We start from the raw sequence: 24,990 nt of genomic DNA, 5'->3' as shown, positions 1-24,990 counted from the left end.
TGCTTGAGCGCTCTGGCATCTTGCCACGCCAGCGCCGCACACGCCATTCTCTATATGTTCGCGTATTATAGCGCTAACAATGGTAACTCTCCGCGATTCGCGGCACTCAAAAAGACGCCAATGTACATATGAGCCAAGCACTGAATCTTTTCGATGACATGCCCGAGAAACCCAAGCCGGAGCCCAAGGCGGCGACGCCCGCCCCGGCTGTGGCACCTGTTCCATCACCGCCCGCCAAGGCTGGCGATGACTATGGCGCGTCCTCGATCCGTGTGCTGGAAGGCCTCGAGCCGGTCCGCATGCGGCCGGGCATGTATATCGGCGGCACTGATGAAAAGGCGCTGCACCACCTTTTCGCCGAGGTCATCGACAACTCGATGGACGAAGCGGTCGCCGGCTATGCCGACTTCATTGAAGTCAGCCTCGATGCCGAGGGTTTTCTCACCGTGACCGACAACGGCCGCGGCATTCCGGTCGAAAACCATCCCCAGGTGCCCGGAAAGTCGACGCTCGAAGTCATCATGACCAAGCTCCATGCCGGCGGCAAGTTCGACGGCAAGGCGTATGAGACATCGGGAGGCCTGCACGGCGTCGGCGTATCTGTCGTCAACGCGCTTTCGGATTTTGTCGAAGTGGAAGTTGCCCGCAACAAGCGCCTCTACCGCCAGCGCTTCTCGCGCGGCGTGCCGCAAGGTCCGCTCGAAGAACTGGGCGACGTCCACAATCGCCGCGGCACACGCACGCGCTTCCATCCCGATCCGCAGATCTTTGGCGCTCATGCCAAATTTGACCCGGGCCGCATCTTCCGCATGTCGCGGTCGAAAGCCTATCTGTTCGGCGGCGTCGAAATTCGTTGGAGCTGCGATCCGTCACTGGTCGAAGGCACAGAGACGCCTGAAAAAGCCGTCTTCCATTTCCCCGGCGGCCTCAAGGATTACCTCGCGGCGCAGATCGGCAAGGAATTCACTGTCACCCGCGAGATCTTCGCCGGCAAGACGGAACGTGGCGGCCATGGTTCGGTCGAATGGGCCGTGACCTGGTACGGCGGCGACATGATGCTGCATTCGTACTGCAACACGATTCCGACACCCGAAGGTGGCACGCATGAGGCCGGTTTCCGCATCGCGCTGACCAAGGGTCTCAAGGCCTATGCCGATCTGACCGGCAATAAGCGCGCCGCCAACATCACCACTGATGATGTGATGATCTCCGCAGCGGGCATGATGTCTGTTTTCATCCGCGAACCCGAATTTGTCGGCCAGACCAAGGACAGGCTGGCAAGCGCCGAAGCGCAGCGCATTGTCGAAAACGTCCTCCGCGACCCCTTCGACCACTACCTCGCCGACAATCCCAACGAAGCCAGCAAGCTGCTCGAATGGGTAATCGAACGCTCAGAAGAGCGCATGCGTCGGCGTAAGGAAAAGGAAGTCAACCGCAAGTCGGCGGTTCGCAAGCTACGTCTACCGGGCAAGCTCGCTGACTGTTCGCAGAACTCGGCCGACGGCGCCGAACTCTTCATCGTCGAAGGTGACTCGGCCGGTGGCACAGCGAAACAGGCGCGCAACCGCTCCAATCAGGCGATTTTGCCACTGCGCGGAAAGATCCTCAACGTCGCCTCGGCCGGCCGCGAGAAACTCGGCGCCAACCAGCAGATCTCGGACCTGATTCAGGCGCTGGGTTGCGGCACGCGCTCCAAATATCGCGAGGAAGACCTGCGCTACGAGCGCGTGGTCATCATGACCGACGCCGATGTCGACGGCGCACATATTGCCTCGCTGCTCATTACCTTCTTCTATCAGGAGATGCCCGAGATGGTGCGCAAGGGCCACCTGTTTCTGGCAGTCCCGCCGCTCTATCGCATCAGTCAGGGCGCCAAGACGCTCTATGCCCGCGATGATGCGCACCGGGCGGAACTGATGGAATCGGAGTTCAAGGGCCGCAAGGTCGAGATCGGCCGTTTCAAGGGCCTGGGCGAAATGTCGACGCAGCAGCTCAAGGAAACCACGATGGATCCTGGCAGCCGGACGCTGCTCCGCGTCGACATTGACGAGGTGGATTTCGAGGGAACGCGCGAAGCCGTCGATGGCCTTATGGGCACCAAACCCGAGGCTCGCTTCCGCTTTATTCAGGAGCGGGCGGTATTCGTTGAGAATCTCGATATCTGACAGTCCTGTGGGCCCCGTTGGAGGCCCTCTGGCGCCAGAAATAAACCCCGCGTTAACCCAGAGAGTCTATCCTTTTCGGCACAAGCAGAATTGGATTCTTCTATAATGTCGGCCTTTTCCAGTGCAGCATCGACGTCATCTCGCACCCAGGTCAACGATGGCGCCACGCAACGCGTGACGGTCAACCTCAGTGGCAGGCTGATGCTTCTCACGAGCCAGATCGAATACGATTGCAAGGCAGTCGACATGTCGCCCGCCGACGTTGCGTTCCAGTGCACCGCCTTCCCGCCCCTCGGCGAGCGTGTGGTTGCCTATGTCGATCATATCGGCCGGCTGGAATGCACGGTTGTCCGCCATGTCGACCACGGCTTCGTCTGCAAGCTGCACGTCACCGACCGCAAGCGCGAGAAGCTTTCCGCACAGCTGACCTGGCTGTCCAACAAGCACAAATTCAATCTGCCGGAAGATCGCCGCCACGAGCGCATCGCGCCGCGCAACGCTCGCTCCGAACTCAATCTCGACGATGGCCGCGCCTATCCCTGCAAGATCATCGACCTCTCCATGTCCGGCGCCGCCGTCGAGATCGATGTCCGTCCCGCGCTCGGTACCCCCGTTCGCCTGGGCAATATGCGCGGCCGTGTCGTCCGTCACTTCCAGGAAGGCGTTGCAATCGAGTTTGCCAACGTCCTGTCGAAAGAAGGCCTGCAGCTTCTGATGTGAAGCAGCCTCATTATCGAACGAAGAGCCGGCCTTGCGCCGGCTTTTTTGTCTCCAGGCCGTTGACAGACCGTACCGGCAATACTCCGTTCATCATAACTTGCCGTAGTTCGCACCATTTCAGGCCTCATTTTCGCCTTGAACTGCACCGACGCGCATCCGATCTGACGTCTGTCAGGCGGCATCGTCGAGCTTTTTCATAGGTCCAGGACCTCGTCGGGGCGACGCCGCAGGCTTGATCGGCACTGCCGGCGCCACGCTTTCACCTTCACCACCCGCGATCGTCTCCACGGATTTCATAATGATTTCAATCAACTGGAAATGAGGCCGCGGAGCCACACCCGGTCCGGCATTCCCGGCTGCTAAAATTTGAATAAAAACAAAGTCCAATTGATCGAAAAGTGTAATAAATATATAATCAAATAAACCTCAAGATTTATTCTTATAGTACTCAAAACAATACTTATTTGTACTATCCATTTTTGGCGCACATAAAAAACTGTGTGCCATTGTTTCCTCACAACGGGGAAACAACCAATGACAAAGACTTACCTGACGGGACTACTGACGGCCACGTTTTTTGCCGCTGCACAGACCGCAGCGCTCGCGGCAACACCGGCCAACATGCTGACCCTAGGCAAGACCAATCCGCCGATCGGCCACTATGAATACTGCAAGTCCAATCCCAGGAGCTGCGGAGCGATAAGCGACGATGGTCCGATCCAGCTCACGGAAACCAGGTGGAAGACACTGCTCAAGGTGAACTATACCGCCAACAGCACGATCGAGCCGCTGACCGACCAGGAAATCTATGGTGTCGAAGAGCGCTGGGTGATGCCCACCACCGTCGGTGACTGCGAGGACTATGTGCTTCTCAAGCAGAAGATGTTGGTCCAGCGAGGATTCTCGCCGTCAGATTTGTTGATCACCGTCGTCTTGCAGCCGAATGGCGACGGCCATGCCGTCCTGGTCGTCCGCACCGATCGAGGCGACTTCGTGTTGGACAATATGCGCAACAAGGTCCTGCTTTGGTCGGATACCGAATACACATTCCTCAAGCGCCAGTCGTCGAAGAATGCTGCCCAGTGGGTGAAGATCGAAGACGATCGTACGCCGGTCGTCGGTAGCGTCGACTAAGTCAAAGTTCCCTGCGGGCTCGGCCTATCCCCGCAATCCCGTCCCCGGCTGAGCCCCTCTTGCCGGTCCCGTATCCCCCGGGACCGGCATTTTTATGCCGGTAACAATGTCTTCACGAGACTGAGGACGACGAAGCCGTAGATCGCCGCCCATCCAAGCGTGATCAAGAAGGCGTTGACGCAATCGGCTAGCGACAATTCCCCCTCCCGCCAGGCCGAAAGCATGCGGTCGGCGAACAGACCCGGACCGAGCAGGAGCGCCAGAAGCCAGACCAGCGGTCGCCGTTCGAACTGAAACCCAACGCCCTGGCTGGGAAGCGCCGACCCCGCAAACGCCTTGAAGCCATCCAGCATAGCAAGCGGCATCGCCAAGCCAGCCACCACACATACGAAAAGATCACCCGCGTTAACCATCGCTTAACCCTAACCGGTTTGATTGAACCGACAAGAGCAAGGACCATGCCATCCACTGTTGCGTCAGTCTGACACAGGGCAGCGCGGGCATCTTTTGGGCCGCGCTATATCCGGGGATAGAGATGACATCCGCCGCAGATGATGAAGCTCCCGAGCCACTGATTTCCAACCGGTTGCTGTTCCGCATCACCGTGGTGATCGGCCTGCTCGCCGCAATCGCCTCCGCGCTCAGTGTCGTCGGCAAACAACTCGGTGAAGAACTGGTGCTCGGCGGCAATACCGAGTCGCGCGAAATCCATCACATTATTGTCGGCCAGGATACGCTCACCCTCCCCGCCAATATGATCCGTTTCGAAACGCAGAGGAAAAGCGGCAGCGCCGAGTCGGTCAGCATCTATCTTTCCTGGCCCAATCTTGAAGGCTATAGCCGAGACACCGCGTCCATCTTCTCGGACCCGCATCGATCCGATCGCCTGATCTTCGCTGAATTCTCTCAAAGTGTGATGTCACGAGACATGTCCGGGCGCGTCGAGCCAATCTATTCGAAGCTTTTTGCAGGCGAGCCAACGGCGGGGCCGGCGGGTCTAACGATTCACAGCCTGTCGAAAAAGTCTGGATTCGGCGATGAGCGGTTGCTCACCGGCAAACTGACTGATGGGAGTATCTATGCCGTCCGCTGCCTGCTGCCCGTCGGCGACCAAGCGTCAACCTCGGCGGACTGCCTGAGGGACGTCGCAGTCGGTCGCGACCTGACATTGCTCTACCGCTTTTCTTCCGCGCTGCTGCCGCAATGGCAGGAGATTGATCGGAATGTACGCAATTTTGCCGCAAGACACATCACACAGTGATCAGCAGCAGGCGTTTGAAGCCTGAAAATATGGTGAGTTCAGATGCATCGGCGGACAGCGCCTGAATTAACCCTAAGACGAATTTTCCTGAGATCGCACAGATATGCGGAAAGAGATCGTTCAGCATAAAGAGATTGGTAACGCTAACTCGGTACATTTTTCTCTAGTCAGCCGGCCCTCCCAACGGCGCGTCGAAACGAAAACAAAGAGTAGCATTGTGTCCAACTTCACATTCGTGTCCGCCCTCGCAAAGGGCATGCCCCGATCCCTCTTCAAGGTCATTGGATCCCTTGCCCTCGCCGCCAGTATCGGCGCCACGGCACCTTCCCAGGCAACAGCGGCCGCGCGCCAGTCGAGCATCGTCATCGACGTCAAGGCGGGCAAGGTCCTGAACTCCGAAGATCCGGATGGCCTGCGTTATCCGGCGTCGCTCACCAAGATGATGACCCTGTATCTTGTGTTCGAAGCGCTCGAATCGGGCCGCATCAAGCTCAATACCCGCGTGCCGGTTTCGGCAAATGCGGCGGCTGAGCAACCCTCCAAGCTCGGCGTCCGCAAGGGCACGTCCTTTACCGTTGAACAGGGCATCATGGCTCTCGTGACCCGTTCGGCAAACGACTGCGCAACCGCCTTCGGCGAATTCCTCGGCGGCACGGAAGCACGTTTCGGCAAGATGATGACCGCCAAGGCTCGCCAGCTCGGCATGACCCGCACGGTGTATTACAATGCGCATGGCCTGCCCGATGCACGCCAGGTCACCACCGCGCGTGACCAGGCTCGCCTCGGCGTCGCGCTCCGCCGCGATTTCCCGCAGTATTACGGCTATTTCTCCACCCGTTCGTTCAAATATGGCCGCCAGGTCATCGGCAACCATAATCGCCTGCTCGGCAATGTTTACGGCGTTGACGGTATCAAGACCGGATTCACGCGCGCTTCGGGCTTCAACCTCGTGACTTCGGCGACTGCCGACGGCCGTTCGATCGTGGCTGTCGTCATGGGCGGACGGACCGGCGGCTCGCGCGACGCCAAGATGCGCAAGCTCGTCGAGGCCTATCTGCCAAAAGCATCGCGCAAACGGACGGCAACCGACCTTATCGCTGCCATGAAGCCGGTCGAGAAGACCGTCGAGACTGCTTACGCCGAGCCGGAACAGGATACCGAACTCAGCCGCGCCCTTGAACTGCCCGACAATGGTCCGATGCCGGAAGCACGCTATGAGGCGAGCGAAGAGCCTGCAGAAGTCACCGAACAGGTCGCGTCCGCTGACGAAACGCTGGTTCCCGTCGTCCGCACCAAGACGATCAAGATCACCAAGGCCAAGCGTGCTGAAATCGTGCCGGTTCCGCAGGAAGATGTCGCCGAGGAAGACATCACCGACTCGACACCCGTGCGCAAGGAAGAGCCGGTCGTTGACAGCGTAACCACGGCCTCCACCTCCACCGACATGTCCGGTTGGGTCATTCAGGTCGGCGCCGCTCCTGAGAAGGAGATGGCAATGGATCTCCTGCAGAAGGCGCAGGACAAGGGCGGAAGGGTATTGCGTTCCGCCACGCCTTTCACCGTCGCCTATGTCAAGGGCGAGGAACAGCTCTTCCGCGCTCGGTTTGGCGGCTTCGCCGACCAGGATGCCGCGGTTCGCGCCTGCAAGGTGCTGAAGAAGCAGGGCATGGGCTGCTGGGCCAGCCTGCAGTAAGGACGCGAGGACGGGCCCGTTCGCGGGCCCTCCACCGGGCAAACGCCCAATACTTTTACACGCGCGAATAGCGCATTCCGTAGCCTCGATTTGTAGATTGTACGAGGACGACTATGGCCAAGAACGGCAACGTTTCGGAAACCGCAAACCAGGGCAGCCCGGCCAAGACCACCGGCCTGCACCCGCTTCATGAAGCCGCCCTCAAACTGGCCGGCATGGGCCTGAGCCGCTCTCAGACCAAGACCCGCGATCTCGTCGCGATGCTGCTTGGCCACGGCGCCCGCGCCTGGCGCGCAAGCCAGCCGGAAGTGCAACTGCACCTCCATGTGATCACGCCGAAAGGCGCGCACCCGATCCGGCTCCGCTTGCGCTGATCCAGAATTCGACCGGGTCGGCCGCGCCTACAGCAAACCGAGTTCGGCCAGTTCCCGCTTGAGTTCCGCCGGCATATCCATCTCAGACTGCCCCCGCTCGAACAGATCTCGCGGCGCATCCTTCGCTTCGAGATAGCGCCATCCCTGGAACGGCCTCTTGGGCTGCGGCATGGTCTCGATGACCTCAGGTCCCAATACGAGCCGGCAGCGGCCGATACCATCCGTGTCGGTGAACTCGACAATGTCGAGCAGCGGCTGCCGCGCCGAGAGCTGTCCCTTGATCACCCAGTAGAGAGACCCGCCATCGAGCAGTTCGCGCGCCCGCTTCGGCGACATACGGGTGACATGCGAGGAGTGCGGCTCTTGCCCCGACGCAATCGCAATCAGCGAGCGCTCGGTGACCCATTCACGCAGGTCGTCGATCGATTCGCAGCCGACGCAGAGTTTGATGAGATGCAGTGCCATGACCTTTCTTCGGCCAACGGCGCTGGGCCGTCAACCGGATTTGGCCGATATCAACACTCGACGACATTGACGGCGAGACCGCCGGTCGATGTTTCCTTGTATTTCTCGCTCATGTCGTTGCCGGTCTGGCGCATCGTCTCGATGCAGGCGTCCAGCGGCACGAAATGCTGGCCGTCGCCCTTCATGGCGAGCGATGCAGCCGTGACCGCTTTGACCGCGCCGAGCGCGTTGCGCTCGATGCAGGGCACCTGAACGAGGCCGGCGATCGGGTCGCAGGTCATGCCGAGATGATGCTCCAGTGCGATTTCCGCCGCATTCTCGATCTGCTCCGGCGTGCCGCCCATGACTGCAGCGAGACCGGCCGCGGCCATCGCCGAAGCCGAGCCGACTTCGCCCTGACAGCCGACTTCGGCGCCCGAAATCGAGGCATTGTGCTTGATGATGCCGCCGACGGCAGCCGCGGTCAGCAGATAGTCGCGGATACCGTTCTGGTCCCAGTCCTCATGGAAATGCTCGTAGTAGCGGATCGTCGCCGGTATCACACCCGCCGCACCATTGGTCGGCGCGGTCACGATGCGGCCGCCGCCGGCATTCTCCTCGTTGACCGCCATGGCATAGACCGACAACCAGTCATTGGCGAGCAGCGGGTTCGGCCTGTTCGAGCGCCACTCCTCCTGCAACTTGTCATGGATCTGGCGGGCGCGCCTGCGCACCTTGAGGCCGCCCGGCATGATGCCGTCGACCGCAAGGCCACGATCGATGCAGCTGCGCATCGCATCCCAGATGCGGTCGAGCTTGGCGTCCAGCTCCTCGCGCGACATCGTCGATTCTTCGTTCGCCCGCTTCATCTGCGCGATCGAAAGACCCGAGCGGTGCGCCATGTCGAGCATCTGCTTGGCACTGGCGAATGGATAAGGAACCTTCTGGCTCTCCGCCTTCTTCGCCGATCGCATCTTCTCCAGCTCCGTGTCGGTCACGACGAAGCCGCCGCCGATCGAATAGTAGATCTGGCGAAGCAGCAGCCGTCCGGCCGCGTCGAAGGCCGAAAACAGCATGCCGTTGGCGTGGCCCGTCAGAGGCGTTTTCTTGTCTAGCGCAAGGTCGGTCTTTGGCTGGAAGTCATATTCCGGATGGCCGGGCGGATGGATTCGGCCGGACTTCTCGACGGCGGTGACAATTTCCTCCATCCGATCGGGATCGACACTTTCCGCAGTCTCGCCGGTCAGCCCGAGAATCACGGCGCGGTCGGAACCGTGACCGATGCCGGTATAGGCGAGCGAACCGTGCAGGCTGACCTTGATGGACGCCACGCGTGCGCCCGACGGCCGCGGCCAGTCAGGCGACAGGATCAGCGCGAGGAAGGCGTTGGCCGCCGTCATCGGTCCCATCGTATGCGAACTGGAGGGCCCGATACCAATCTTGAAAACGTCGAACACCGAAAGGAACATGGATGACCGCCTCGTCGCCGCGCAATGAATTGCAGGCACATGTTATGACAATTCGCGCGTCGCCGCGCGGTGGACTTTCCGCCACGCGCTGGTACGCTCGCGACATTGATGCTGCGCTTGGGAGCCGCGCCCTTTCATATAGTGACGAATCGCTGGATGGGTAATGGCATGACGCATACCGATTACTTTGCCCTCGCCTTCTTCATCGCCACCTGGGCCCTGTTCAACTGGCTGACCAGTGTCGACCGGACGTCGTCCTATGTGAGCATCACACGCGCGATGGCGATCCACCGCGCGCGCTGGATTCGCAATTCGATGACCCGCGACCTGAAGATGATCGACACCCAGATCATGGCGGGATTGCAGAACGGCACGGGCTTCTTTGCTTCGACCTCGATCTTCGCCCTGGGCGGTTGCTTTGCGCTGCTCGGCGCAACGGATCAGGTTGAAGCGATCTTCAAGGACCTGCCGATTATGCTGCAGGGCGGTCGCCAGGGGTTTGAGCTCAAGGTCGGCGGCCTCGCCGTGATATTCGCCTATTCCTTCTTCAAGTTCGGCTGGTCCTACCGCCTGTTCAATTACTGCTCGATTCTGTTCGGTGGCCTGCCGATGCATGGTGAGGCGCTGAAGGATCCCGAACACGCGGTCAGGGCTGCCGATCGCGTCATCAAGCTCAACATCATTGCTGCCAAGCATTTCAATGCGGGGCTTCGGGCGATTTTCCTGTCGATCGGCTATCTGGGCTGGTTTGTGAACGCATATGTCTTTATGGCGATGACCGTCTTCGTGTTCTTCGTCCTTGTCCGCCGCCAGTTCTTTTCGGAGGCGCGCGAGGCGATTCTCACGGACATCGAAGAGCAGCCCTGACCTGATGCCGCATTCGCGGTGGAGCCGCCGATGACGGAACAGACGGAATCCGAAAAGCCCCGCGCCCGCCGGCGCCTCGCCTGGCTCGACATAGCGCGCGGCTTGGCGTTGCTGGCGATGGCGAGCTACCACTTCATGTGGGACCTCACGACCTTCGGCTATCTCGAACCCGGCTTTCCCTCGACCGGCTGGCCGCGGATCTACGCCCGGGTGATCGCCTCGACCTTCCTCTTCCTCGTCGGCTTCTCGCTGGTTCTGGCACATGGCGACCGGATTCGCTGGCAAGGCTTCTGGAAACGCTGGATCATCATCGTCGGAGCAGCCCTTCTCGTGACCGTGGCGAGCTATTTTGCTATCCCACAGGGGCTCATCCATTTCGGCATTCTTCATGCCATTGCCGCGGCAAGCCTCATTGGCTTGATCTTCCTTCGCATCCCCTGGCCTGCGACGTTCGTAGTGGCCATCGCTGTCTTCGTCGCGCCGCAATTCCTTCGCTCCGATGCCTTCAACGAGCCGTGGTTTTGGTGGATCGGACTTTCGACCCAGCCACGACAGAGCTTTGATTACGTGCCTCTCCTGCCCTGGCTTGCCGCCGTGCTTTCGGGCATCGCCGTGGCCCGACTTCCCTTCGTAGTTAGCTACCTGCGACAATTTGAATCTGGGGAAAAGCCACTTGGGCGCCTCAAATCGGCCCTCGCCTTTCTTGGTCGTCACAGTCTCGTCTTCTATCTCGTGCACCAGCCCGTCCTGATCTCGATTCTCTACGGGGTTTCTCTAGCCTATCCGGCGCCCGGCCATCCGGATGCTTTCATCCGGAGTTGTGTTGCGACATGCCTGCCGGATGCGAACGAGGCATTCTGCAAGCGCTATTGCGATTGCGCGCTGAAGGGACTGGAGGGGCAGGAACTGCTCGCCCCGCTTCAGTCTGGCACAATGCCGGAAGCCTATCGTGGGGAAATCGATAAGATCAGAAGCCAATGCACCGCCGAGGCCTCCGCCGGCCCTGGATGAGAATGGAAATTGACTGATGAATGCCTATCGCGTGAAACCGCTGAAATTCCCCTGGACGCCTGTTGTGTATCTGGTTGCCGTCCTGCTGGCTCTGGTCCTCCACAGGGTCAATCCCCTGGAGATCGAATCAGGTTGGTTCATGCTGCTGCAGACAGTCGGTATCCTGAGCGCCGCCGCTGGCATCTGGCTCGTCGGCTGGGGTTATGCCAAGCTTCTCCGCTACCGCACCGCGCTACTTTCGAGCTCTCCGACGACGCATCTGGTAACGTCAGGTCCCTACCGCTTCACGCGCAATCCGGTCTATCTCGGCTATACGCTGGCCATGCTCGGCGCCGGCCTCTTTCTCGGCAATTTCTGGATGGCGATCATCGCGGCATTCACGGCGATCATCACCCATGCCTGGATCATCCGCAGCGAGGAAAAGCATCTCCTCGCCCGTTTCGGCTTCGAATTCGAATGCTATTGCCGGCGCACGCGCGCCTGGCTTTGACTCAGGTCGTCACGCCGATCTCAGCCATGCGGTTGAGACAGGCTTCCTCGATCGAATCCAGCTCGCCAATCGTCTCGTCGATGTCCTTGCGCTTCTGGCGCAAGCTGTCGCGCCTTTCCTCGACCTTCTTCATCAACAGCTTGAGCTGCCCGACCTCGCCCGGCGGCTCATTGTAGACCTGGATGATCTCGCGGATCTCGGCGATGGTGAAGCCGATGCGGCGGCCGCGCAGGATCTGTGCGATCAGATGCCGGTCCGCTGTGCGGTAGAGACGCGTCCGGCCCCGCCGCTCGGGGTGGATCAGCCCCTCGTCCTCGTAGAATCGGAGGGTGCGCGTCGAGATGTCGAATTCGCGGGTCATCTCGGTGATGCTGTAGAGCTTGGTCACGGCGGCACTCCGGCTATCTGGATAGCAAATCAGTTAGCCTAGAAATTCTTACGTAAAAGTCAAATTTGTGACTGTCGTCCTATCTTAGCCCGAACCACAGCGTCGCCAGGCCAAGAAAACCGAAGAAACCCGTCAAGTCGGTCATCATCGTCACGAAGACCGATGACGCAACGGCTGGATCCACTCCGAAGCGGTTGAGCAGCATCGGCACCAGATTGCCCGCCAGTGCCGCCATCATGAAATTCACGAAAAGCGCGAGCGCAATGACGACGCCGAGATGCCAGTCATGGAAAATGATCGTCACGACGATGCCCAGGAGACAGGCAAAGATCAGCCCGTTGGTCGAACCGACGCCGAGTTCACGGCGAACGATGCGGCCGGCATTGTAAATGTCGAGCTCGCGGGTGGCGAGAGCGCGCACGGTCACCGTCATGGTCTGTGTGCCGGCATTGCCGCCCATCGAGGCGACGATCGGCATCAGCACGGCAAGGGCCACCATCTCCTGGATCGTCGCATCGAAGAAGCCGATGACGGTCGACGACAGGAAGGCGGTGCCGAGATTGATGAAGAGCCAGAGGAAGCGCGACCGGACGGTCGACATGACATTATCTGACAGTTCTTCGTCGCCGACACCGGCGAGGCGCTTTATATCCTCATCCGCTTCTTCATGGATGACGTCGACGACGTCGTCGATGGTGAGCACGCCGACCAAGCGGCCGTTCTCATCAACGACGGCGGCGGAGAGAAGGTCGTACTGTTCGAACAGCTGCGCCGCCTCTTCCTGATCCATCTCGGCGGGGATGGGATGATTGGTCTCCCGCATGATGTCCTCGACCTTGACCGCGCGCTTGGTGCGCAGGATCTTGTCGAGATCGACGACGCCCATAAGCTTGAAGGTCGGGTCGATGACAAAGATTTCGGTAAAGCTTTCCGGGAGCTCTTGCTCCTCGCGCATATAGTCGATGCACTGTCCGACCGACCAGAATGGCGGCACGGCCACGAATTCCGACCGCATGCGCCGGCCGGCCGAGCTTTCGGGATAGTCGAGAGCACGACGAAGCCGGACCCGCTCCGTGAAGGGCAGCTGCGCCAGGATCTCTTCGCGATCCTCCTGGTCGAGGTCTTCGAGAATGTAGACGGCGTCGTCGGAATCGAGATCGGTCAATGCCGCCGCGATCGCCTCGTTGGACATTTGGTCGACGATCTCGAGACGGATCGCCTCGTCGACTTCGGTGAGCGCCGCGAGGTCAAAGTCTTCGCCGAGCAGGTTGACGAGCGCATTGCGCTGCTCGGGCATGATTGCCTCGAGCACGTCACCCAGTTCGGAAATGTGCAGATTGCCGACATTGCGGCGAAGCCAGAGAACGTCGCGGTCGGCGATGGCCGCGCCGACCATGGCCAGGAAATCGCCACGCACCGCGCCATCCTCGGTATAGATGTCCGCGTGCTCGGCCTTGTCTTCAGGCTCCGGGGCTGTGTCGAGTTCTTCGAAGCTATCGTTCATAGCCGAGCCCCCCTAGTCCTGAAGTTCTTGCCCGTTCGGCCGTCCGCATGTGCGGTTTGGCCGCCTATGGCATTGTTACATGAGCGATTTCTCTTTCCGGCCGGATTTTCTGGCCGACTTGGTGCTAGACGAATTTCCGAGCGCGGTCCAACAAAAAACACGACCCGTGCTTCAAAAGCCCTCGGCAATATTAAATTCAGCAAAATCAAATGCCTGCATGGCCTTTCCGCAACGTCGCGGAAGCCGCCGGCGCCTTTACATTACTTTACACCAGCCACATCAGGGGGAAACAGAGCCGCGCTATCTTCTGGTCATCGAAAGTCATTCAACGCAGGAAGGAACAGGCTCATGAGTGAAGACATCAGACAGCCAGAAATGGAAATCCTCCCTCCGGAAAAACCCGGCTGGAGCCGCAAGTTTCTCATCGGTACGGTTGCAGTCGCTGTGGTTGCCGGAGCAGGCGCATACGCATTCGCCAAGGGCGACGACTGGGGTGGCCGCCACAAGTTCATGCGCGGCTTCATGGAATATCGCCTCGACCAGATGCTCACCGACGCCGGCGCATCTGACGACCAGAAGTCCAAGGTCAAATCGATCGTCACCACGACGTTTGACGAAGTTCGTCCGGACGGGGAGGCACGGAAAGCCATGCGCGACGAAATTATCAAGTTGATTGAAGCTCCCACCATCGACCGTAACGCGATCGAGGCTCTGCGCGCCAAACAGATGGCCCAGTTCGAAGAGCGGTCGAAGGCCATTGCCAAAGCGGTGGCCGATGCGGCAGAAATCCTCACTCCCGATCAGCGCAAGAAGCTGGTCGAGGAAATGAAGGAATTCGGGCCTCACGGTCGCTGGTAAGGTAGATGGGAGAAAGCATGGCGGCGGAAGTGCTGATCATAGACGACGACACACGTCTCGCCGCCATGCTCTCTGACTATCTCAGATCGGCTGGCTTTTCGACCCGCAGCGCGGCCACGGGCCTCTCCGGCCTCCAGGAGATCACCCGTAAGGCGCCCGATGCTGTTATTCTGGACGTGATGCTCCCTGATCACGACGGATTCGAAATATGCCGCCGTATCCGCGCCAGCTCTAGTCTCCCGATCCTCATGCTCACCGCCAAGGGCGAGGAAACCGATCGGATCGTGGGACTGGAACTCGGCGCGGATGACTATCTTCCGAAACCCTTCAGCCCGCGTGAGCTAGCCGCGCGGCTGAAGGCGATCTTGAGGCGTACCCAGGGTTCGGCCGCCATTTCCCCCAATGACGTGCTGCGCTTCGGGCGCCTTGAGATCGATCGCGGTCAGCGCTGCGCCCGCCTCGACGGCGGCGAACGGCCCCTCACCGGCTACCAGTTCGCCCTGCTCCTTACCATGGCGGAGAATGCCGGCCGCGTACTGTCCCGCGAACGCCTGATGGAACTGACCAAGGGCGAAGAACTCGAGGCCTTCGATCGTTCCATCGACGTTCATATTTCCCGTATCCGCGCGGCGATCGAAACCGATCCCAAGCATCCGCGCCGGATCATCACCCTGCGAGGTTCGGGCTATATCTTCGCCCGCAACCAGGACGATTCCAGCCAATGATCCGCAGCCGTCTCTATATCAAGATGTATCTGACGGTGCTCTGTGGGCTGCTGCTCGTCGCGATGTCGCTCGGCACGTTCGCGATGCTCGCCGACGACGAGGATCACGGTTTCACCGGCAAACTTGATCGCTTCGCGAGTGCGCTGCTCAGTTCCGACATGACCACAGAACAGCGCCAGGACATGCTGGAGCGCCTGGCCCATGGCCTCAACGCCGATGTGGCGATCTTCGACAAGGCCGGAAATTATGTTCAGGGCGCCGGGGCGCTCACAACAAAGGCGGCGACCCAAGCCTATCTCGGCGAGAACGGGCCACGCCATAAGCGGGAGTTCGAGGCCGCGCTGCCCGGTGGCGGCCAGGTGCGCGTCTTCATGGAGAGTCATTTCAGCGAAGCGAAGGGAAAATTCCTTCTCGCTATCCTGATCGTCGCGATCGCCATCGGCGTGGCCTCTTTGCCGGCGGTGCGCTATCTGACGCGCCGGCTCGAGGATCTTCGTAACGGCGTCGAGAATTGGGGCGAAGGCGCCCTCTCCTCGCGTGTCGAGGTTTGCGGTCATGACGAAATTGCGCTCGTCGCAAGGAGCTTCAACAAAGCCGCCGACCGTGTCGAGCATCTCATCAAGTCGCAGAAATCGCTGCTGGCCAATGCCAGCCACGAACTGCGGTCACCGCTCGCCCGGCTGCGCATGGCAGCGGAAATGTTCGAAGCCTCCCCCAGCGACAGCTTGCGCGTGGAAATTGTCCAGAACCTCACCGAACTCGATGAACTCGTGGATGAAATCCTGCTCAAGAGCCGTCTCGACAGCGACCAGAAGATGGAGCTCGACCAGCTCGTCGACCTGCTGCCGGTCGCAGCCGAAGAAGCGGCTGCCGTCGGCGCCGAAGTCGACGGCGAGCCGCTGACTGTGCAGGGCAATGAGCGGCTGCTGCGCCGGGTGATCCGCAATCTGGTGCAGAATGCCGCCCGCCACGGCAAGCCACCCGTCACCGTCTATGTCAACGCCCATGCGGGACAGGCACGCATCGCAGTCTGCGACCAGGGCGACGGCATTACGCCGGAAGAAGCCGCGCGCGTCTTCGAGCCCTTCTATCGCCCCGCAGGCCGCAGCGAGTCCGCGGGCGGCTGGGGGCTTGGTCTGGCGCTGGTCGCGGAAATCGTTCGTCTCCACGGCGGCCGCGCGTGGTACAGTTCGCTCGATACCGGCGGCGCCTGCTTCACCGTCGAGCTTCCGCTGACTCAACCTCAGAAGAAGTCGGTCTAAGGCCTTTACGGGACTCCACCTTCCTGGATTTGCAAGCGCCGCTCACGCCAGATGACGTAGAGGCCCGAGCCGACGATGATGGCGATACCGGTCCATTTCGAGGGTGTCGGGAATTCGCCGAAAATGGTGAAGCCCAGGATCGTCGCCGAGATGATCTCGAAATACTGGAAGGGCGCGAGGATCGAGATCGGCGCCAGCCGGAAAGCGCGGAGCACGAGCAGGTGCCCATAAGCCGAGAGCGCACCGAGCATCAGCAGCAGCCCGAGAATGAATATGGTGGGCGGCAGCGACATTTCGAAATCCGGAATGCCTGCCGTATCGCCGCCGATCAGCACGATGCCCATGAACAAGGTGCCACCGAGACCCGAAATTGTCTGCATTGTGAGCGGCGGATCTGCATCGCCGATTGCGCGGTTCATGAAGAGATAGATCGCAAAAAGGAAAGCGCAGAGCACGGGCAGCAGCGAGGTCAATCCAAAGATCTCGAAGCTTGGCTGGATCACGATCATTGCTCCGCCAAAGCCGATGACAATGGCGACCCACCGACCCCATCCGACCTTCTCCTTCAGGAAAATGGCCATCAGCGCCACCAGCATGAAGGGCTCGACGAAATAGATCGCGAAGACGTCGGCGAGCGGCATGTATTTGACTGCGGCAAAGAACAGCAGCGTCGCCGCGGCGTGGAGCGCGCCACGCAGCAAATTCATCCAGGGCCGCTTGGCACGAAATGCGCTCGCGCCTTCCACGGTCAAGAGCAGCGGCAGCGTGAGGAGCAGCTGGAAGAAAAACCGGTAGAAGGCCACCTGCCCCGGCGACATCGATTGCACGGTCGAGAGATACTTGGCGATACCATCCATGCAGGGCAGGATCATCATGGCAAACGCCATGAGAGCGAGGCCTTTCACAAGGCTTTGTTGTTCAGTCATGGGGGATGAAGACATGAATACGATTCGACAGGACGAAGGCTGCAATGATAGGCAATCGGCAGCCGAAGCGCACCGTCGCAAGTGAAATAATTTGGCCCCTTGCGCCGTGATAGACCAGTGTGATTGAAGACTCGGGACATTAGAACAAAGGGAGAGACACTATGGACGTTCGCGCCGCCGTGGCCGTTCAGGCCGGCAAGCCGCTTGAAATCATGACAGTACAGTTGGAAGGCCCGCGCGCCGGCGAGGTTCTGGTCGAAGTGAAGGCGACCGGCATCTGCCATACCGACGACTTCACCCTCTCGGGTGCTGACCCGGAAGGCCTGTTTCCGGCGATTCTCGGCCATGAAGGCGCTGGCATTGTGGTCGATGTCGGCCCGGGCGTGACCTCGGTCAAGAAGGGCGACCATGTCATTCCGCTTTACACGCCGGAATGCCGCTCCTGCCCGTCCTGCCTGTCACGCAAGACCAATCTCTGCACCGCGATCCGCGCCACCCAGGGCCAGGGCCTGATGCCCGACGGCACAAGCCGCTTCTCGATCGGCAAGGACAAGATCCACCACTATATGGGCTGCTCGACCTTCGCCAATTACACGGTGCTGCCAGAGATCGCCGTGGCCAAAGTGCGCGAAGACGCGCCCTTCGACAAGATCTGCTACATCGGTTGCGGCGTGACAACAGGCATCGGCGCCGTGATCAACACCGCCAAGGTGGAGATCGGCGCGACGGCCATTGTGTTTGGCCTTGGAGGCATCGGCCTCAACGTCATCCAGGGTCTCAGACTCGCCGGTGCCGACATGATCATCGGCGTCGACATCAACAATGACAAGAAGGCTTGGGGCGAGCGCTTCGGCATGACCCACTTCGTCAATCCGAAGGAAGTCGGCGACGATATTGTTCCCCATCTCGTCAACATGACCAAGCGCGGTGCGGACCAGATCGGCGGCGCCGACTACACGTTCGATTGCACAGGCAATACCAAGGTCATGCGCCAGGCGCTCGAAGCCAGCCATCGCGGCTGGGGCAAGTCGGTCATCATCGGCGTTGCCGGCGCTGGCCAGGAAATCTCCACCCGTCCGTTCCAGTTGGTGACCGGCCGCACTTGGATGGGCACCGCCTTCGGCGGCGCGCGCGGCCGCACCGACGTGCCGAAGATCGTCGACTGGTATATGGATGGCAAGATCCAGATCGATCCGATGATCACCCATACGATGCCGCTCGAAGACATCAATAGGGGTTTCGAGCTGATGCATTCCGGCGAGAGCGTCCGCGGCGTGGTGGTCTATTGATGATGCAGGCGGAGGCGCGCCGTGTGGTGGCGCCTCCGATACGCCTCCAGGCAGGACGTTGAATGATCTTCCTCCACAAAGCCCGGCTGGTGATCCTGAGCCAGCCCAAGACAGGTACGACAGCGCTGGAGGCGGTGCTGTCGCCGAAAGCGTCGATCTCCGTCAGCAAACCGCCTGAACTGAAGCACATGTCCTATCGCGGTTTCATGAAATTCGTGGCGCCGCTCATCGAGGCGCAGACTGGGCTCGACCGTTCGGACTACGAGGTTGCCGCCGTCATGCGCGAACCGGTCGATTGGCTCGGAAGCTGGTATCGCTACCGGACCCGCGACGAGTTGAAGAAGCCGGACAATCCGCGCTCAGTCAATTTCACCGGCAATATGAGCTTTGATGACTTCATCCGCGATGTGTGCCGGCCAGGCGCGGAACAGCCGCAGCATGCGCGGATCAAGACCCCCTCCTGGGTGGCGCTGGGCGGGAAGGAGACGATCGGCGTCGACCGGCTCTTTCCCTATGAGGCGCTCGATTCCTTCTTCGACTATATCATCGACAAAACAGGCAAGCCGATCGAGACGAAGACCGCCAATGTGTCACCGAAGATGGATCTGTCATTGACACCCGATGTGCTGGAGCGACTGAAGCAGCATTTCGCTTTCGAATTTGCTCTCCACAACGCCTTGGGCAAGGACGGAACGGTAGCGGAGCAGTTTCGCAGCGGCAACAGCCGTTCGAGCGACGACGATCTCTCTCCCGGCGTGTGAGTAACCCAGCGGTCCCAGGAGACGCGTTGTTTATCATGGCACGAGCCTATGACGCGCGACAATGACACAACGCAAGAAAGCCGGGCTCATCACCCGGCTTCTTCAATTCATTCGATCCTGATCGATCAAGCCGCTTCGGCAGCCTTCTCGGCTTCGACGCGTGCGTGGTCCGCGGCACCCTTGGCCGAGACGTCGCGGTCGACGAACTCGACGACGGCGAGCGGGGCGTTGTCGCCGTGGCGGAAGCCGGCCTTCATGATGCGGATATAGCCACCGTTGCGGTTGATGTAGCGCGGTGCGATTGCCGAGAACAGCTTGGCAACCAGTTCGGCGGAGCCGATCTGCGAGATCGCCTGGCGACGCGCATGAAGGCTGCCCTTCTTGCCGAGCGTCACGAGCTTTTCGACGATCGGGCGGATTTCCTTTGCCTTCGGCAAAGTGGTGACAATCTGCTCGTGTTCGATGAGCGAGGCTGCCATATTTGCAAACATCGCCTTGCGATGGCTTGCGGTTCTGTTGAGCTTGCGGCCGACCATACCATGGCGCATTGCTATTCTCCTTTTATCGCAGGTTACCCTAACTGTGTCGGGCCTGCCGTTTCCTGGCACATGCAGATAGAAATCTGCTGTTTGACGGGGAAAGGCAGCATCCTGCCTTTACTATTGTTAGTATTGGTCTTCGTATCGCTTGGCGAGTTCTTCGATGTTCTCGGGCGGCCAGGCGGGAACTTCCATACCAAGATGGAGGCCCATGGACGCGAGAACTTCCTTGATCTCGTTGAGCGACTTGCGACCGAAATTCGGCGTACGAAGCATTTCTGCCTCGGTCTTCTGAATGAGGTCGCCGATATAGACGATGTTGTCGTTCTTCAGGCAGTTGGCCGAACGGACCGAAAGCTCGAGCTCGTCCACCTTCTTGAGCAGCGCCGGGTTGAAGGCGAGCTCGGTGATGGCCTCTTCTTCGGTTTCCTTCTGCGGCTCGTCGAAGTTGACGAACACGGACAGCTGGTCCTGAAGGATACGAGCAGCGAAAGCCACCGCATCTTCGCCCGTAACGGAACCGTCGGTCTCGATGGTCATCGTCAGCTTGTCGTAGTCGAGAACCTGGCCTTCGCGGGTGTTTTCCACCTTGTAGGACACTTTCTTGACCGGCGAGAACAGGCTGTCGACCGGGATGAGGCCGATCGGCGCGTCTTCCGAACGGTTGCGGTCGGCCGGGACATAGCCCTTGCCGTTGGCGACCGTGAATTCCATGCGGATTTCCGCGCCCTCGTCGAGGGTGCAGATGACATGGTTCGGGTTCAGGATCTCGATGTCGCCGACAGTCTGAATGTCGCCGGCGGTCACCTGGCCCGGGCCCTGCTTGCGTACGACCATACGCTTGGAATCATCGCCGTCCATCTTGATGGCGATTTCCTTGATGTTGAGCACGATATCCGTCACATCTTCCCGGACGCCGGGGATGGAGGAGAATTCGTGCAGCACGCCGTCGATCTGCACCGCCGTCACGGCAGCACCGCGCAGCGAGGAGAGCAGAATACGACGGAGCGCATTGCCGAGGGTGAGGCCAAAGCCCCGCTCGAGCGGCTCGGCGATCAGCGTCGCCTTGATGCGGCTCGAAGACGAGAACTCGACCTTGTTCGGCTTGATGAGTTCCTGCCAGTTCTTCTGAATCATGTGTGTTTTGCCTTCCATTCGTGCCACCATCCAATCGTGGCAATCGACGTCGAGGAGACCGGCCGAAGCCGGTGAGCGGGTATGATCAGACGCGGCGCTTCTTGCGCGGACGGCAGCCGTTGTGCGGGATCGGGGTCACGTCACGGATCGAGGTGATCATGAAGCCCGCAGCCTGCAGCGCACGGAGTGCGGATTCACGGCCGGAACCCGGACCGCAGACTTCCACTTCCAGCGACTTCATGCCGTGTTCCTGGGCCTTCTTCGCGGCGTCTTCAGCAGCAACCTGCGCCGCGAACGGCGTGGACTTGCGCGAACCCTTGAAGTTCTTGGCACCGGCAGAGGACCAGGCAATCGTGTTGCCCTGTGCGTCCGTGATGGTGATCATGGTGTTGTTGAAGGTCGAGTTGACGTGAGCGACACCCGACGAAATGTTCTTGCGTTCGCGACGGCGGACGCGTGCGGCTTCCTTGGCCATATGTATTCCTTTCGTTGATCTCAACACCGCCGTAATTCCAGCGGCTCCACCGGGAAAGGATTGAAAAGTCCCTACCCTGTATTTCGGCCTCCCCAGGGAGACCGCATGCGATCAGAGGCGAGCCTCTGAAACTGAGAAAAGAGGCCCGCGCGGAAAGCGCCGGCCTCTCGTGTTTCCGACTGACGCGGAAACTACTTCTTCTTGCCGGCAATCGCCTTCGCCGGACCCTTGCGGGTGCGGGCGTTGGTGTGCGTACGCTGACCACGAACCGGCAACGAACGGCGATGGCGCAGGCCGCGGTAGCAGCCGAGGTCCATCAGGCGCTTGATGTTCATCGAAGTCTCGCGACGCAGGTCGCCTTCGACCTGATAGTCACGGTCGATGGTTTCACGGATCTGCAGTACTTCGGCATCGGTCAGCTGGTGCACGCGGCGCTCGGCCGGGATACCAACCTTCTCGACGATTTCCGATGCAAACTTAGGACCGATCCCGTGAATATAGGTCAGCGCGATCACAACGCGCTTCTGAGTCGGGATGTTGACACCAGCGATACGAGCCACGCTGTTCTCCTTCACAATCCGGTTGCCGTCACGGCAATCGGCTTTTCTTCGTTGCGCGACCGGAAGACCCGGCCACAAGTTTCAAATCTAGCGGTTCGCTTTCACGTCAAAAACGACCGAACCGGTTCCCCGTCTTTCGAAGGGAAAGCCGCGTCGATCGACTGTTATGTCGCGAGTTGGCGCGTCAATAGCGGAATCGCCCTGAAAATGCAACAGAGCGCCCGAAAGTTTTTTAGCCTTTGACCTTGGCGAGAATCGCCTCGATCTCAGCGGTTACATTGTCCATATCCGCCATGCCGTCAACCGACTTGAGCAGACCTTTGGCGTGATAGTAGCCAATAAGCGGAGAGGTCTTCTTGTAATAGTCCTGAAGACGCGTCGCGACGGTTTCGGCGTTGTCGTCGGCCCGGCGCTTGAACTCGGTCGAGCCGCATTTGTCGCAGACTCCATCGACCTTAGGCTTGTGATTCCGGTCATGGTAACCTGTACCGCACTTGGCGCAGGTGTAGCGACCGGAAATGCGATCGACGAGCACGGCGTCATCGACTTCCAGTTCGATCACGACATCAAGCGCAGTGCCCTTGGACTTGAGCATCTCTCCCACCGCGTCCGCCTGCACCAGCGTGCGGGGATAGCCGTCGAGAATGAAACCCTTGACGCAATCGGGCTGATCGATGCGCTCGGAGACAATCGCATTCACGATCTCGTCGGATACGAGATTGCCGGCATCCATGACCGCTTTGGCACGCTTGCCGACCTCAGTTCCGGCGGAGACCGCTGCGCGCAGCATGTCTCCGGTCGAAAGCTGCGGAATGCCATGCTTCTCGACAATCCGCTGGGCCTGGGTGCCCTTCCCCGCGCCCGGCGGCCCCAACAAGATCAAACGCATTATCCCCTCTTTCCTCCCCGAAGTTTCGACTTCTTGATCAGACCCTCATATTGGGTTGCGATCAGATGCCCCTGAATCTGTGCTACAGTATCAAGGGTCACGCTGACAACAATCAAAAGCGACGTACCACCAAGGTAGAACGGCACACCGGTCTGGGAAATCAAAATCTCCGGAAGGATGCAGACGAGAATGAGGTAGAGCGCACCGACCACAGTGATACGGGTCAGCACGTAATCGATATATTCAGCCGTCCGCTCACCGGGTCGAATGCCCGGGATGAATCCGCCCTGCTTCTTCAGATTATCGGCCGTGTCCTTCGGATTGAAGACGATCGCCGTATAGAAAAAGGCGAAGAAGCCGATCAGACCCGCGTAGAACAGCATGTAGAGCGGCTGGCCGTGGCCAAGCGCGGCGACGATGGTCGAGGCCCATTCTGGAAGGCCCGTATTGCCCGAGAAGCCTGCGATCGTCGCCGGCAGAAGCAGCAGTGACGAGGCAAAGATCGCTGGGATGACGCCCGACGTGTTCAGCTTGAGCGGCAGGTGCGACGTGTCGCCCTGGAACATCTTCATGCCCACTTGCCGTTTTGGATACTGGATCAACAGCCGGCGCTGGGCACGTTCGAAGAAGACGATCGTGGCGATCGCCACAATTGCCACCACGATCACCACCAGAATGATGGCAGTCGAGAGCGCACCCGTACGACCGAGTTCCAGCGTGCCGGCAAGCGCGCTCGGAAGAGCCGCAACGATACCGGCAAAGATGATCAGCGAAATACCGTTGCCGATGCCGCGCGAAGTGATCTGCTCACCGAGCCACATCAGGAACATCGTGCCGCCGAGCAGTGTGACGACGGTGGAAACGCGGAAGAACCAGCCTGGATCGGTCACGATCCCCTGCCCCGACTCCATCGAGACCGCAATACCATAGGCCTGCAGCGCTCCGAGAATCACGGTGCCGTAACGGGTATATTGGTTGATGATCTTGCGGCCCTGTTCGCCCTCCTTCTTGAGGTTCTCGAGCGAAGGGACGACCGAGGTCATCAGCTGCACGATGATCGAAGCGGAGATATAGGGCATGATTCCAAGCGCGAAGATCGCCATGCGCTCGACAGCGCCGCCGGAAAACATGTTGAAGATGCCGAGAATACCGCCGGACTGCGTCTTGAACGCATTGGCAAAGGCAGCCGGATCGATGCCGGGAAGCGGAATATAGGTGCCGAGCCGGTATACGAGGAGAGCGCCGAGTGTGAACCAGAGGCGCTTCTTGAGATCCTCAGCCTTGGCAAAGGTCGAAAAGCTCAGGTTGGAAGCAAGTTGTTCCGCAGCAGAAGCCATGAATTTCTCCGCAATACCGAGGCCGGAGGAGAAAATCCGTAACCGGAACGGCAAGTCTGAATTGTCAAAGAAATCATCGGGCAGGCAGCAAGGAACAACGTCGCCGGCCTCACCCTGGATTTCGCGTCACCGTTGCCCGCAAATGCCCGGACTGCCCGATGTGAGGCCCTCATATAGGAGAGAAAACGCCCGGTGTGAAGCACCGGGCGTCAATTTGTCAGCCTTATTCGGCGGCCGCTTCGACCTTGGCAGCCAGCAGCTTTACAGTGCCGCCGGCCTTCTCGATTTTCTCGACAGCAGGCTTGGAAGCGCCGGCAACTTCGATCGTGAGCTTGGCCTTGAGTTCGCCGTCAGCGAGGATGCGAACACCGTCCTTAACGCGGCGGATCACGCCGGCTGCCTTGAGGGCAGCAGCATCAACAGTCTGCTTGCCGTCGAGCTTCTTGGCATCAACAGCGGCCTGGATACGACCGAGCGACACGACGACATAGTCGGCGCGGAAGATGTTGTTGAAGCCGCGCTTCGGCAGGCGACGATAGATCGGCATCTGACCGCCTTCGAAGCCGTTGATCGCGACGCCGGAACGGGCCTTCTGACCCTTGACACCGCGGCCACCGGTCTTGCCGGTGCCGGAGCCGATGCCGCGGCCGACACGCTTGCGGCTCTTGAGCGCGCCTTCGTTGTCCTTGATCTCATTCAGTTTCATGATCGT

General features: G+C 60.0%; 28 protein-coding genes. 14 read left to right on the top strand and 14 right to left on the bottom strand.

Going from position 1 to position 24,990, the window contains the following annotated elements; genetic code table 11:
• The first annotated feature begins 128 nt into the window (after positions 1-128).
• From parE to AC2YI2_RS10030, 3 genes are all read left to right on the top strand, one after another.
• Positions 129-2,165 (top strand): DNA topoisomerase IV subunit B, encoded by a 2,037-nt coding sequence (gene parE / locus AC2YI2_RS10040; RefSeq protein WP_487386318.1) that lies wholly within the window; start codon positions 129-131, stop codon positions 2,163-2,165.
• A gap of 105 nt (positions 2,166-2,270) precedes the next feature.
• A complete protein-coding gene (locus AC2YI2_RS10035; RefSeq protein ID WP_487386317.1) occupies positions 2,271-2,885 on the top strand; it encodes a PilZ domain-containing protein in 615 nt (204 codons plus the stop codon).
• Positions 2,886-3,419: 534 nt separating this feature from the next.
• A complete protein-coding gene (locus tag AC2YI2_RS10030; protein WP_487386316.1) occupies positions 3,420-4,019 on the top strand; it encodes a transglutaminase-like cysteine peptidase in 600 nt (199 codons plus the stop codon).
• Between the two features lie 92 nt (positions 4,020-4,111).
• Here the strand turns inward: AC2YI2_RS10030 and AC2YI2_RS10025 are convergent, their stop codons facing one another.
• Positions 4,112-4,390: a hypothetical protein gene (locus AC2YI2_RS10025; RefSeq protein ID WP_487386315.1), complete on the bottom strand. Its 279-nt coding sequence runs from the start codon at positions 4,388-4,390 to the stop codon at positions 4,112-4,114.
• Between the two features lie 164 nt (positions 4,391-4,554).
• Here AC2YI2_RS10025 and AC2YI2_RS10020 point away from each other — a divergent pair, with 164 nt between their 5' ends.
• Positions 4,555-5,280 carry a hypothetical protein gene (locus AC2YI2_RS10020; RefSeq protein WP_487386314.1) on the top strand — a complete coding sequence of 242 codons (726 nt, stop codon included), beginning with the start codon at positions 4,555-4,557 and terminating at the stop codon, positions 5,278-5,280.
• Here AC2YI2_RS10020 and AC2YI2_RS10015 read toward each other — a convergent pair.
• Positions 5,270-5,407 carry a hypothetical protein gene (locus AC2YI2_RS10015; RefSeq protein WP_487386313.1) on the bottom strand — a complete coding sequence of 46 codons (138 nt, stop codon included), beginning with the start codon at positions 5,405-5,407 and terminating at the stop codon, positions 5,270-5,272. The genes AC2YI2_RS10020 and AC2YI2_RS10015 overlap by 11 nt on opposite strands.
• Before the next feature lie 129 nt (positions 5,408-5,536).
• Here AC2YI2_RS10015 and AC2YI2_RS10010 point away from each other — a divergent pair, with 129 nt between their 5' ends.
• Positions 5,537-6,973, top strand: coding sequence for an SPOR domain-containing protein (locus AC2YI2_RS10010; protein ID WP_487386363.1), 1,437 nt, complete (start codon positions 5,537-5,539; stop codon positions 6,971-6,973).
• A 113-nt stretch (positions 6,974-7,086) separates the two neighbouring features.
• The gene (locus AC2YI2_RS10005; protein WP_487386312.1) at positions 7,087-7,347 is read left to right on the top strand and encodes a hypothetical protein; all 261 of its coding nucleotides are present in this window, start codon (positions 7,087-7,089) and stop codon (positions 7,345-7,347) included.
• A gap of 27 nt (positions 7,348-7,374) precedes the next feature.
• Here the strand turns inward: AC2YI2_RS10005 and AC2YI2_RS10000 are convergent, their stop codons facing one another.
• A complete protein-coding gene (locus AC2YI2_RS10000) occupies positions 7,375-7,812 on the bottom strand; it encodes a DUF1489 family protein (RefSeq protein ID WP_487386311.1) in 438 nt (145 codons plus the stop codon).
• A 50-nt stretch (positions 7,813-7,862) separates the two neighbouring features.
• Entirely contained in the window at positions 7,863-9,260 is a 1,398-nt protein-coding gene (locus AC2YI2_RS09995; protein ID WP_487386310.1) for an L-serine ammonia-lyase, read from the bottom strand.
• Between the two features lie 168 nt (positions 9,261-9,428).
• On the opposite strand from AC2YI2_RS09995, the gene AC2YI2_RS09990 reads away from it, so the two are divergent.
• Genes AC2YI2_RS09990 through AC2YI2_RS09980 form a run of 3 tightly spaced genes read left to right on the top strand, consistent with a single transcriptional unit; the run spans position 9,429 to position 11,628 of the window.
• Positions 9,429-10,127, top strand: a complete 699-nt coding sequence (locus AC2YI2_RS09990; protein ID WP_487386309.1) for a DUF599 domain-containing protein — start codon at positions 9,429-9,431, stop codon at positions 10,125-10,127.
• Positions 10,128-10,157: 30 nt separating this feature from the next.
• Positions 10,158-11,138 (top strand): heparan-alpha-glucosaminide N-acetyltransferase, encoded by a 981-nt coding sequence (locus AC2YI2_RS09985; RefSeq protein WP_487386308.1) that lies wholly within the window; start codon positions 10,158-10,160, stop codon positions 11,136-11,138.
• Between the two features lie 16 nt (positions 11,139-11,154).
• Entirely contained in the window at positions 11,155-11,628 is a 474-nt protein-coding gene (locus AC2YI2_RS09980) for a methyltransferase family protein (protein ID WP_487386307.1), read from the top strand.
• A 1-nt stretch (position 11,629) separates the two neighbouring features.
• On the opposite strand, the gene AC2YI2_RS09975 is transcribed toward AC2YI2_RS09980, so the two are convergent.
• Positions 11,630-12,016 carry a MerR family transcriptional regulator gene (locus AC2YI2_RS09975; protein ID WP_487386306.1) on the bottom strand — a complete coding sequence of 129 codons (387 nt, stop codon included), beginning with the start codon at positions 12,014-12,016 and terminating at the stop codon, positions 11,630-11,632.
• A 79-nt stretch (positions 12,017-12,095) separates the two neighbouring features.
• Positions 12,096-13,520, bottom strand: a complete 1,425-nt coding sequence (mgtE, locus tag AC2YI2_RS09970) for a magnesium transporter (RefSeq protein ID WP_487386305.1) — start codon at positions 13,518-13,520, stop codon at positions 12,096-12,098.
• A gap of 66 nt (positions 13,521-13,586) precedes the next feature.
• Here mgtE and AC2YI2_RS09965 point away from each other — a divergent pair, with 66 nt between their 5' ends.
• From AC2YI2_RS09965 to AC2YI2_RS09955, 3 genes are read left to right on the top strand one after another with little or no spacing between them, the layout of a single operon-like run.
• Positions 13,587-14,378, top strand: coding sequence for a Spy/CpxP family protein refolding chaperone (locus AC2YI2_RS09965; RefSeq protein WP_487386304.1), 792 nt, complete (start codon positions 13,587-13,589; stop codon positions 14,376-14,378).
• A gap of 17 nt (positions 14,379-14,395) precedes the next feature.
• On the top strand, positions 14,396-15,103 hold the full coding sequence (locus AC2YI2_RS09960) for a response regulator (RefSeq protein WP_487386303.1): 708 nt from the start codon (positions 14,396-14,398) through the stop codon (positions 15,101-15,103).
• Positions 15,100-16,365, top strand: coding sequence for a HAMP domain-containing sensor histidine kinase (locus AC2YI2_RS09955; RefSeq protein WP_487386302.1), 1,266 nt, complete (start codon positions 15,100-15,102; stop codon positions 16,363-16,365). The genes AC2YI2_RS09960 and AC2YI2_RS09955 overlap by 4 nt, the downstream gene beginning before the upstream one ends.
• 5 nt (positions 16,366-16,370) lie before the next feature.
• Here the strand turns inward: AC2YI2_RS09955 and AC2YI2_RS09950 are convergent, their stop codons facing one another.
• Positions 16,371-17,252 carry a DMT family transporter gene (locus AC2YI2_RS09950; RefSeq protein WP_487386301.1) on the bottom strand — a complete coding sequence of 294 codons (882 nt, stop codon included), beginning with the start codon at positions 17,250-17,252 and terminating at the stop codon, positions 16,371-16,373.
• A gap of 200 nt (positions 17,253-17,452) precedes the next feature.
• On the opposite strand from AC2YI2_RS09950, the gene AC2YI2_RS09945 reads away from it, so the two are divergent.
• Positions 17,453-18,580 carry an S-(hydroxymethyl)glutathione dehydrogenase/class III alcohol dehydrogenase gene (locus AC2YI2_RS09945; RefSeq protein WP_487386300.1) on the top strand — a complete coding sequence of 376 codons (1,128 nt, stop codon included), beginning with the start codon at positions 17,453-17,455 and terminating at the stop codon, positions 18,578-18,580.
• A gap of 62 nt (positions 18,581-18,642) precedes the next feature.
• Entirely contained in the window at positions 18,643-19,341 is a 699-nt protein-coding gene (locus AC2YI2_RS09940) for a hypothetical protein (RefSeq protein WP_487386299.1), read from the top strand.
• A 125-nt stretch (positions 19,342-19,466) separates the two neighbouring features.
• Here the strand turns inward: AC2YI2_RS09940 and rplQ are convergent, their stop codons facing one another.
• From rplQ to rplO, 7 genes are all read right to left on the bottom strand, one after another.
• Positions 19,467-19,889, bottom strand: a complete 423-nt coding sequence (gene rplQ, locus AC2YI2_RS09935; protein ID WP_487386298.1) for a 50S ribosomal protein L17 — start codon at positions 19,887-19,889, stop codon at positions 19,467-19,469.
• Between the two features lie 117 nt (positions 19,890-20,006).
• Positions 20,007-21,017 (bottom strand): DNA-directed RNA polymerase subunit alpha, encoded by a 1,011-nt coding sequence (locus AC2YI2_RS09930; RefSeq protein WP_487386297.1) that lies wholly within the window; start codon positions 21,015-21,017, stop codon positions 20,007-20,009.
• 85 nt (positions 21,018-21,102) lie between these two features.
• Complete coding sequence (rpsK, locus tag AC2YI2_RS09925; protein WP_487386296.1) at positions 21,103-21,492, bottom strand: 30S ribosomal protein S11; 390 nt, start codon at positions 21,490-21,492, stop codon at positions 21,103-21,105.
• A gap of 191 nt (positions 21,493-21,683) precedes the next feature.
• The gene (gene rpsM / locus AC2YI2_RS09920; RefSeq protein WP_487386295.1) at positions 21,684-22,052 is read right to left on the bottom strand and encodes a 30S ribosomal protein S13; all 369 of its coding nucleotides are present in this window, start codon (positions 22,050-22,052) and stop codon (positions 21,684-21,686) included.
• Positions 22,053-22,284: 232 nt separating this feature from the next.
• Complete coding sequence (locus AC2YI2_RS09915) at positions 22,285-22,941, bottom strand: adenylate kinase (RefSeq protein ID WP_487386294.1); 657 nt, start codon at positions 22,939-22,941, stop codon at positions 22,285-22,287.
• Positions 22,941-24,278 carry a preprotein translocase subunit SecY gene (gene secY, locus AC2YI2_RS09910; protein ID WP_487386293.1) on the bottom strand — a complete coding sequence of 446 codons (1,338 nt, stop codon included), beginning with the start codon at positions 24,276-24,278 and terminating at the stop codon, positions 22,941-22,943. The genes AC2YI2_RS09915 and secY overlap by 1 nt, the downstream gene beginning before the upstream one ends.
• A 223-nt stretch (positions 24,279-24,501) precedes the next feature.
• On the bottom strand, positions 24,502-24,984 hold the full coding sequence (gene rplO / locus AC2YI2_RS09905; protein ID WP_487386292.1) for a 50S ribosomal protein L15: 483 nt from the start codon (positions 24,982-24,984) through the stop codon (positions 24,502-24,504).
• Positions 24,985-24,990: the final 6 nt, after the last annotated feature.

The organism is Rhizobium sp. SRI_017 (assembly GCF_057586295.1).
Note: the sequence above shows the minus strand (reverse complement) of the source record. Positions and strands in the feature narration are given on the sequence as shown.

Bases quoted from the DNA above. Each gene is read 5' to 3' on its own strand.
- AC2YI2_RS10020 (WP_487386314.1), top strand. From the start codon at position 4,555: ATGACATCCGCCGCAGATGATGAAGCTCCCGAGCCACTGATTTCCAAC.
- rplQ (WP_487386298.1), bottom strand. From the start codon at position 19,889: ATGCGCCATGGTATGGTCGGCCGCAAGCTCAACAGAACCGCAAGCCAT.
- AC2YI2_RS09960 (WP_487386303.1), top strand. From the start codon at position 14,396: ATGGCGGCGGAAGTGCTGATCATAGACGACGACACACGTCTCGCCGCC.
- AC2YI2_RS10035 (WP_487386317.1), top strand. From the start codon at position 2,271: ATGTCGGCCTTTTCCAGTGCAGCATCGACGTCATCTCGCACCCAGGTC.
- AC2YI2_RS09955 (WP_487386302.1), top strand. From the start codon at position 15,100: ATGATCCGCAGCCGTCTCTATATCAAGATGTATCTGACGGTGCTCTGT.
- AC2YI2_RS10005 (WP_487386312.1), top strand. From the start codon at position 7,087: ATGGCCAAGAACGGCAACGTTTCGGAAACCGCAAACCAGGGCAGCCCG.
- AC2YI2_RS09965 (WP_487386304.1), top strand. From the start codon at position 13,587: ATGGCATTGTTACATGAGCGATTTCTCTTTCCGGCCGGATTTTCTGGC.
- AC2YI2_RS09945 (WP_487386300.1), top strand. From the start codon at position 17,453: ATGGACGTTCGCGCCGCCGTGGCCGTTCAGGCCGGCAAGCCGCTTGAA.
- AC2YI2_RS10030 (WP_487386316.1), top strand. From the start codon at position 3,420: ATGACAAAGACTTACCTGACGGGACTACTGACGGCCACGTTTTTTGCC.
- AC2YI2_RS10000 (WP_487386311.1), bottom strand. From the start codon at position 7,812: ATGGCACTGCATCTCATCAAACTCTGCGTCGGCTGCGAATCGATCGAC.
- parE (WP_487386318.1), top strand. From the start codon at position 129: ATGAGCCAAGCACTGAATCTTTTCGATGACATGCCCGAGAAACCCAAG.
- AC2YI2_RS10010 (WP_487386363.1), top strand. From the start codon at position 5,537: ATGCCCCGATCCCTCTTCAAGGTCATTGGATCCCTTGCCCTCGCCGCC.
- AC2YI2_RS09990 (WP_487386309.1), top strand. From the start codon at position 9,429: ATGACGCATACCGATTACTTTGCCCTCGCCTTCTTCATCGCCACCTGG.
- AC2YI2_RS10015 (WP_487386313.1), bottom strand. From the start codon at position 5,407: ATGCTGAACGATCTCTTTCCGCATATCTGTGCGATCTCAGGAAAATTC.
- AC2YI2_RS09940 (WP_487386299.1), top strand. From the start codon at position 18,643: ATGATCTTCCTCCACAAAGCCCGGCTGGTGATCCTGAGCCAGCCCAAG.
- AC2YI2_RS09930 (WP_487386297.1), bottom strand. From the start codon at position 21,017: ATGATTCAGAAGAACTGGCAGGAACTCATCAAGCCGAACAAGGTCGAG.
- AC2YI2_RS09995 (WP_487386310.1), bottom strand. From the start codon at position 9,260: ATGTTCCTTTCGGTGTTCGACGTTTTCAAGATTGGTATCGGGCCCTCC.
- AC2YI2_RS09915 (WP_487386294.1), bottom strand. From the start codon at position 22,941: ATGCGTTTGATCTTGTTGGGGCCGCCGGGCGCGGGGAAGGGCACCCAG.
- AC2YI2_RS09980 (WP_487386307.1), top strand. From the start codon at position 11,155: ATGAATGCCTATCGCGTGAAACCGCTGAAATTCCCCTGGACGCCTGTT.
- rpsK (WP_487386296.1), bottom strand. From the start codon at position 21,492: ATGGCCAAGGAAGCCGCACGCGTCCGCCGTCGCGAACGCAAGAACATT.
- AC2YI2_RS09950 (WP_487386301.1), bottom strand. From the start codon at position 17,252: ATGGCGTTTGCCATGATGATCCTGCCCTGCATGGATGGTATCGCCAAG.
- secY (WP_487386293.1), bottom strand. From the start codon at position 24,278: ATGGCTTCTGCTGCGGAACAACTTGCTTCCAACCTGAGCTTTTCGACC.
- mgtE (WP_487386305.1), bottom strand. From the start codon at position 13,520: ATGAACGATAGCTTCGAAGAACTCGACACAGCCCCGGAGCCTGAAGAC.
- AC2YI2_RS09985 (WP_487386308.1), top strand. From the start codon at position 10,158: ATGACGGAACAGACGGAATCCGAAAAGCCCCGCGCCCGCCGGCGCCTC.
- rplO (WP_487386292.1), bottom strand. From the start codon at position 24,984: ATGAAACTGAATGAGATCAAGGACAACGAAGGCGCGCTCAAGAGCCGC.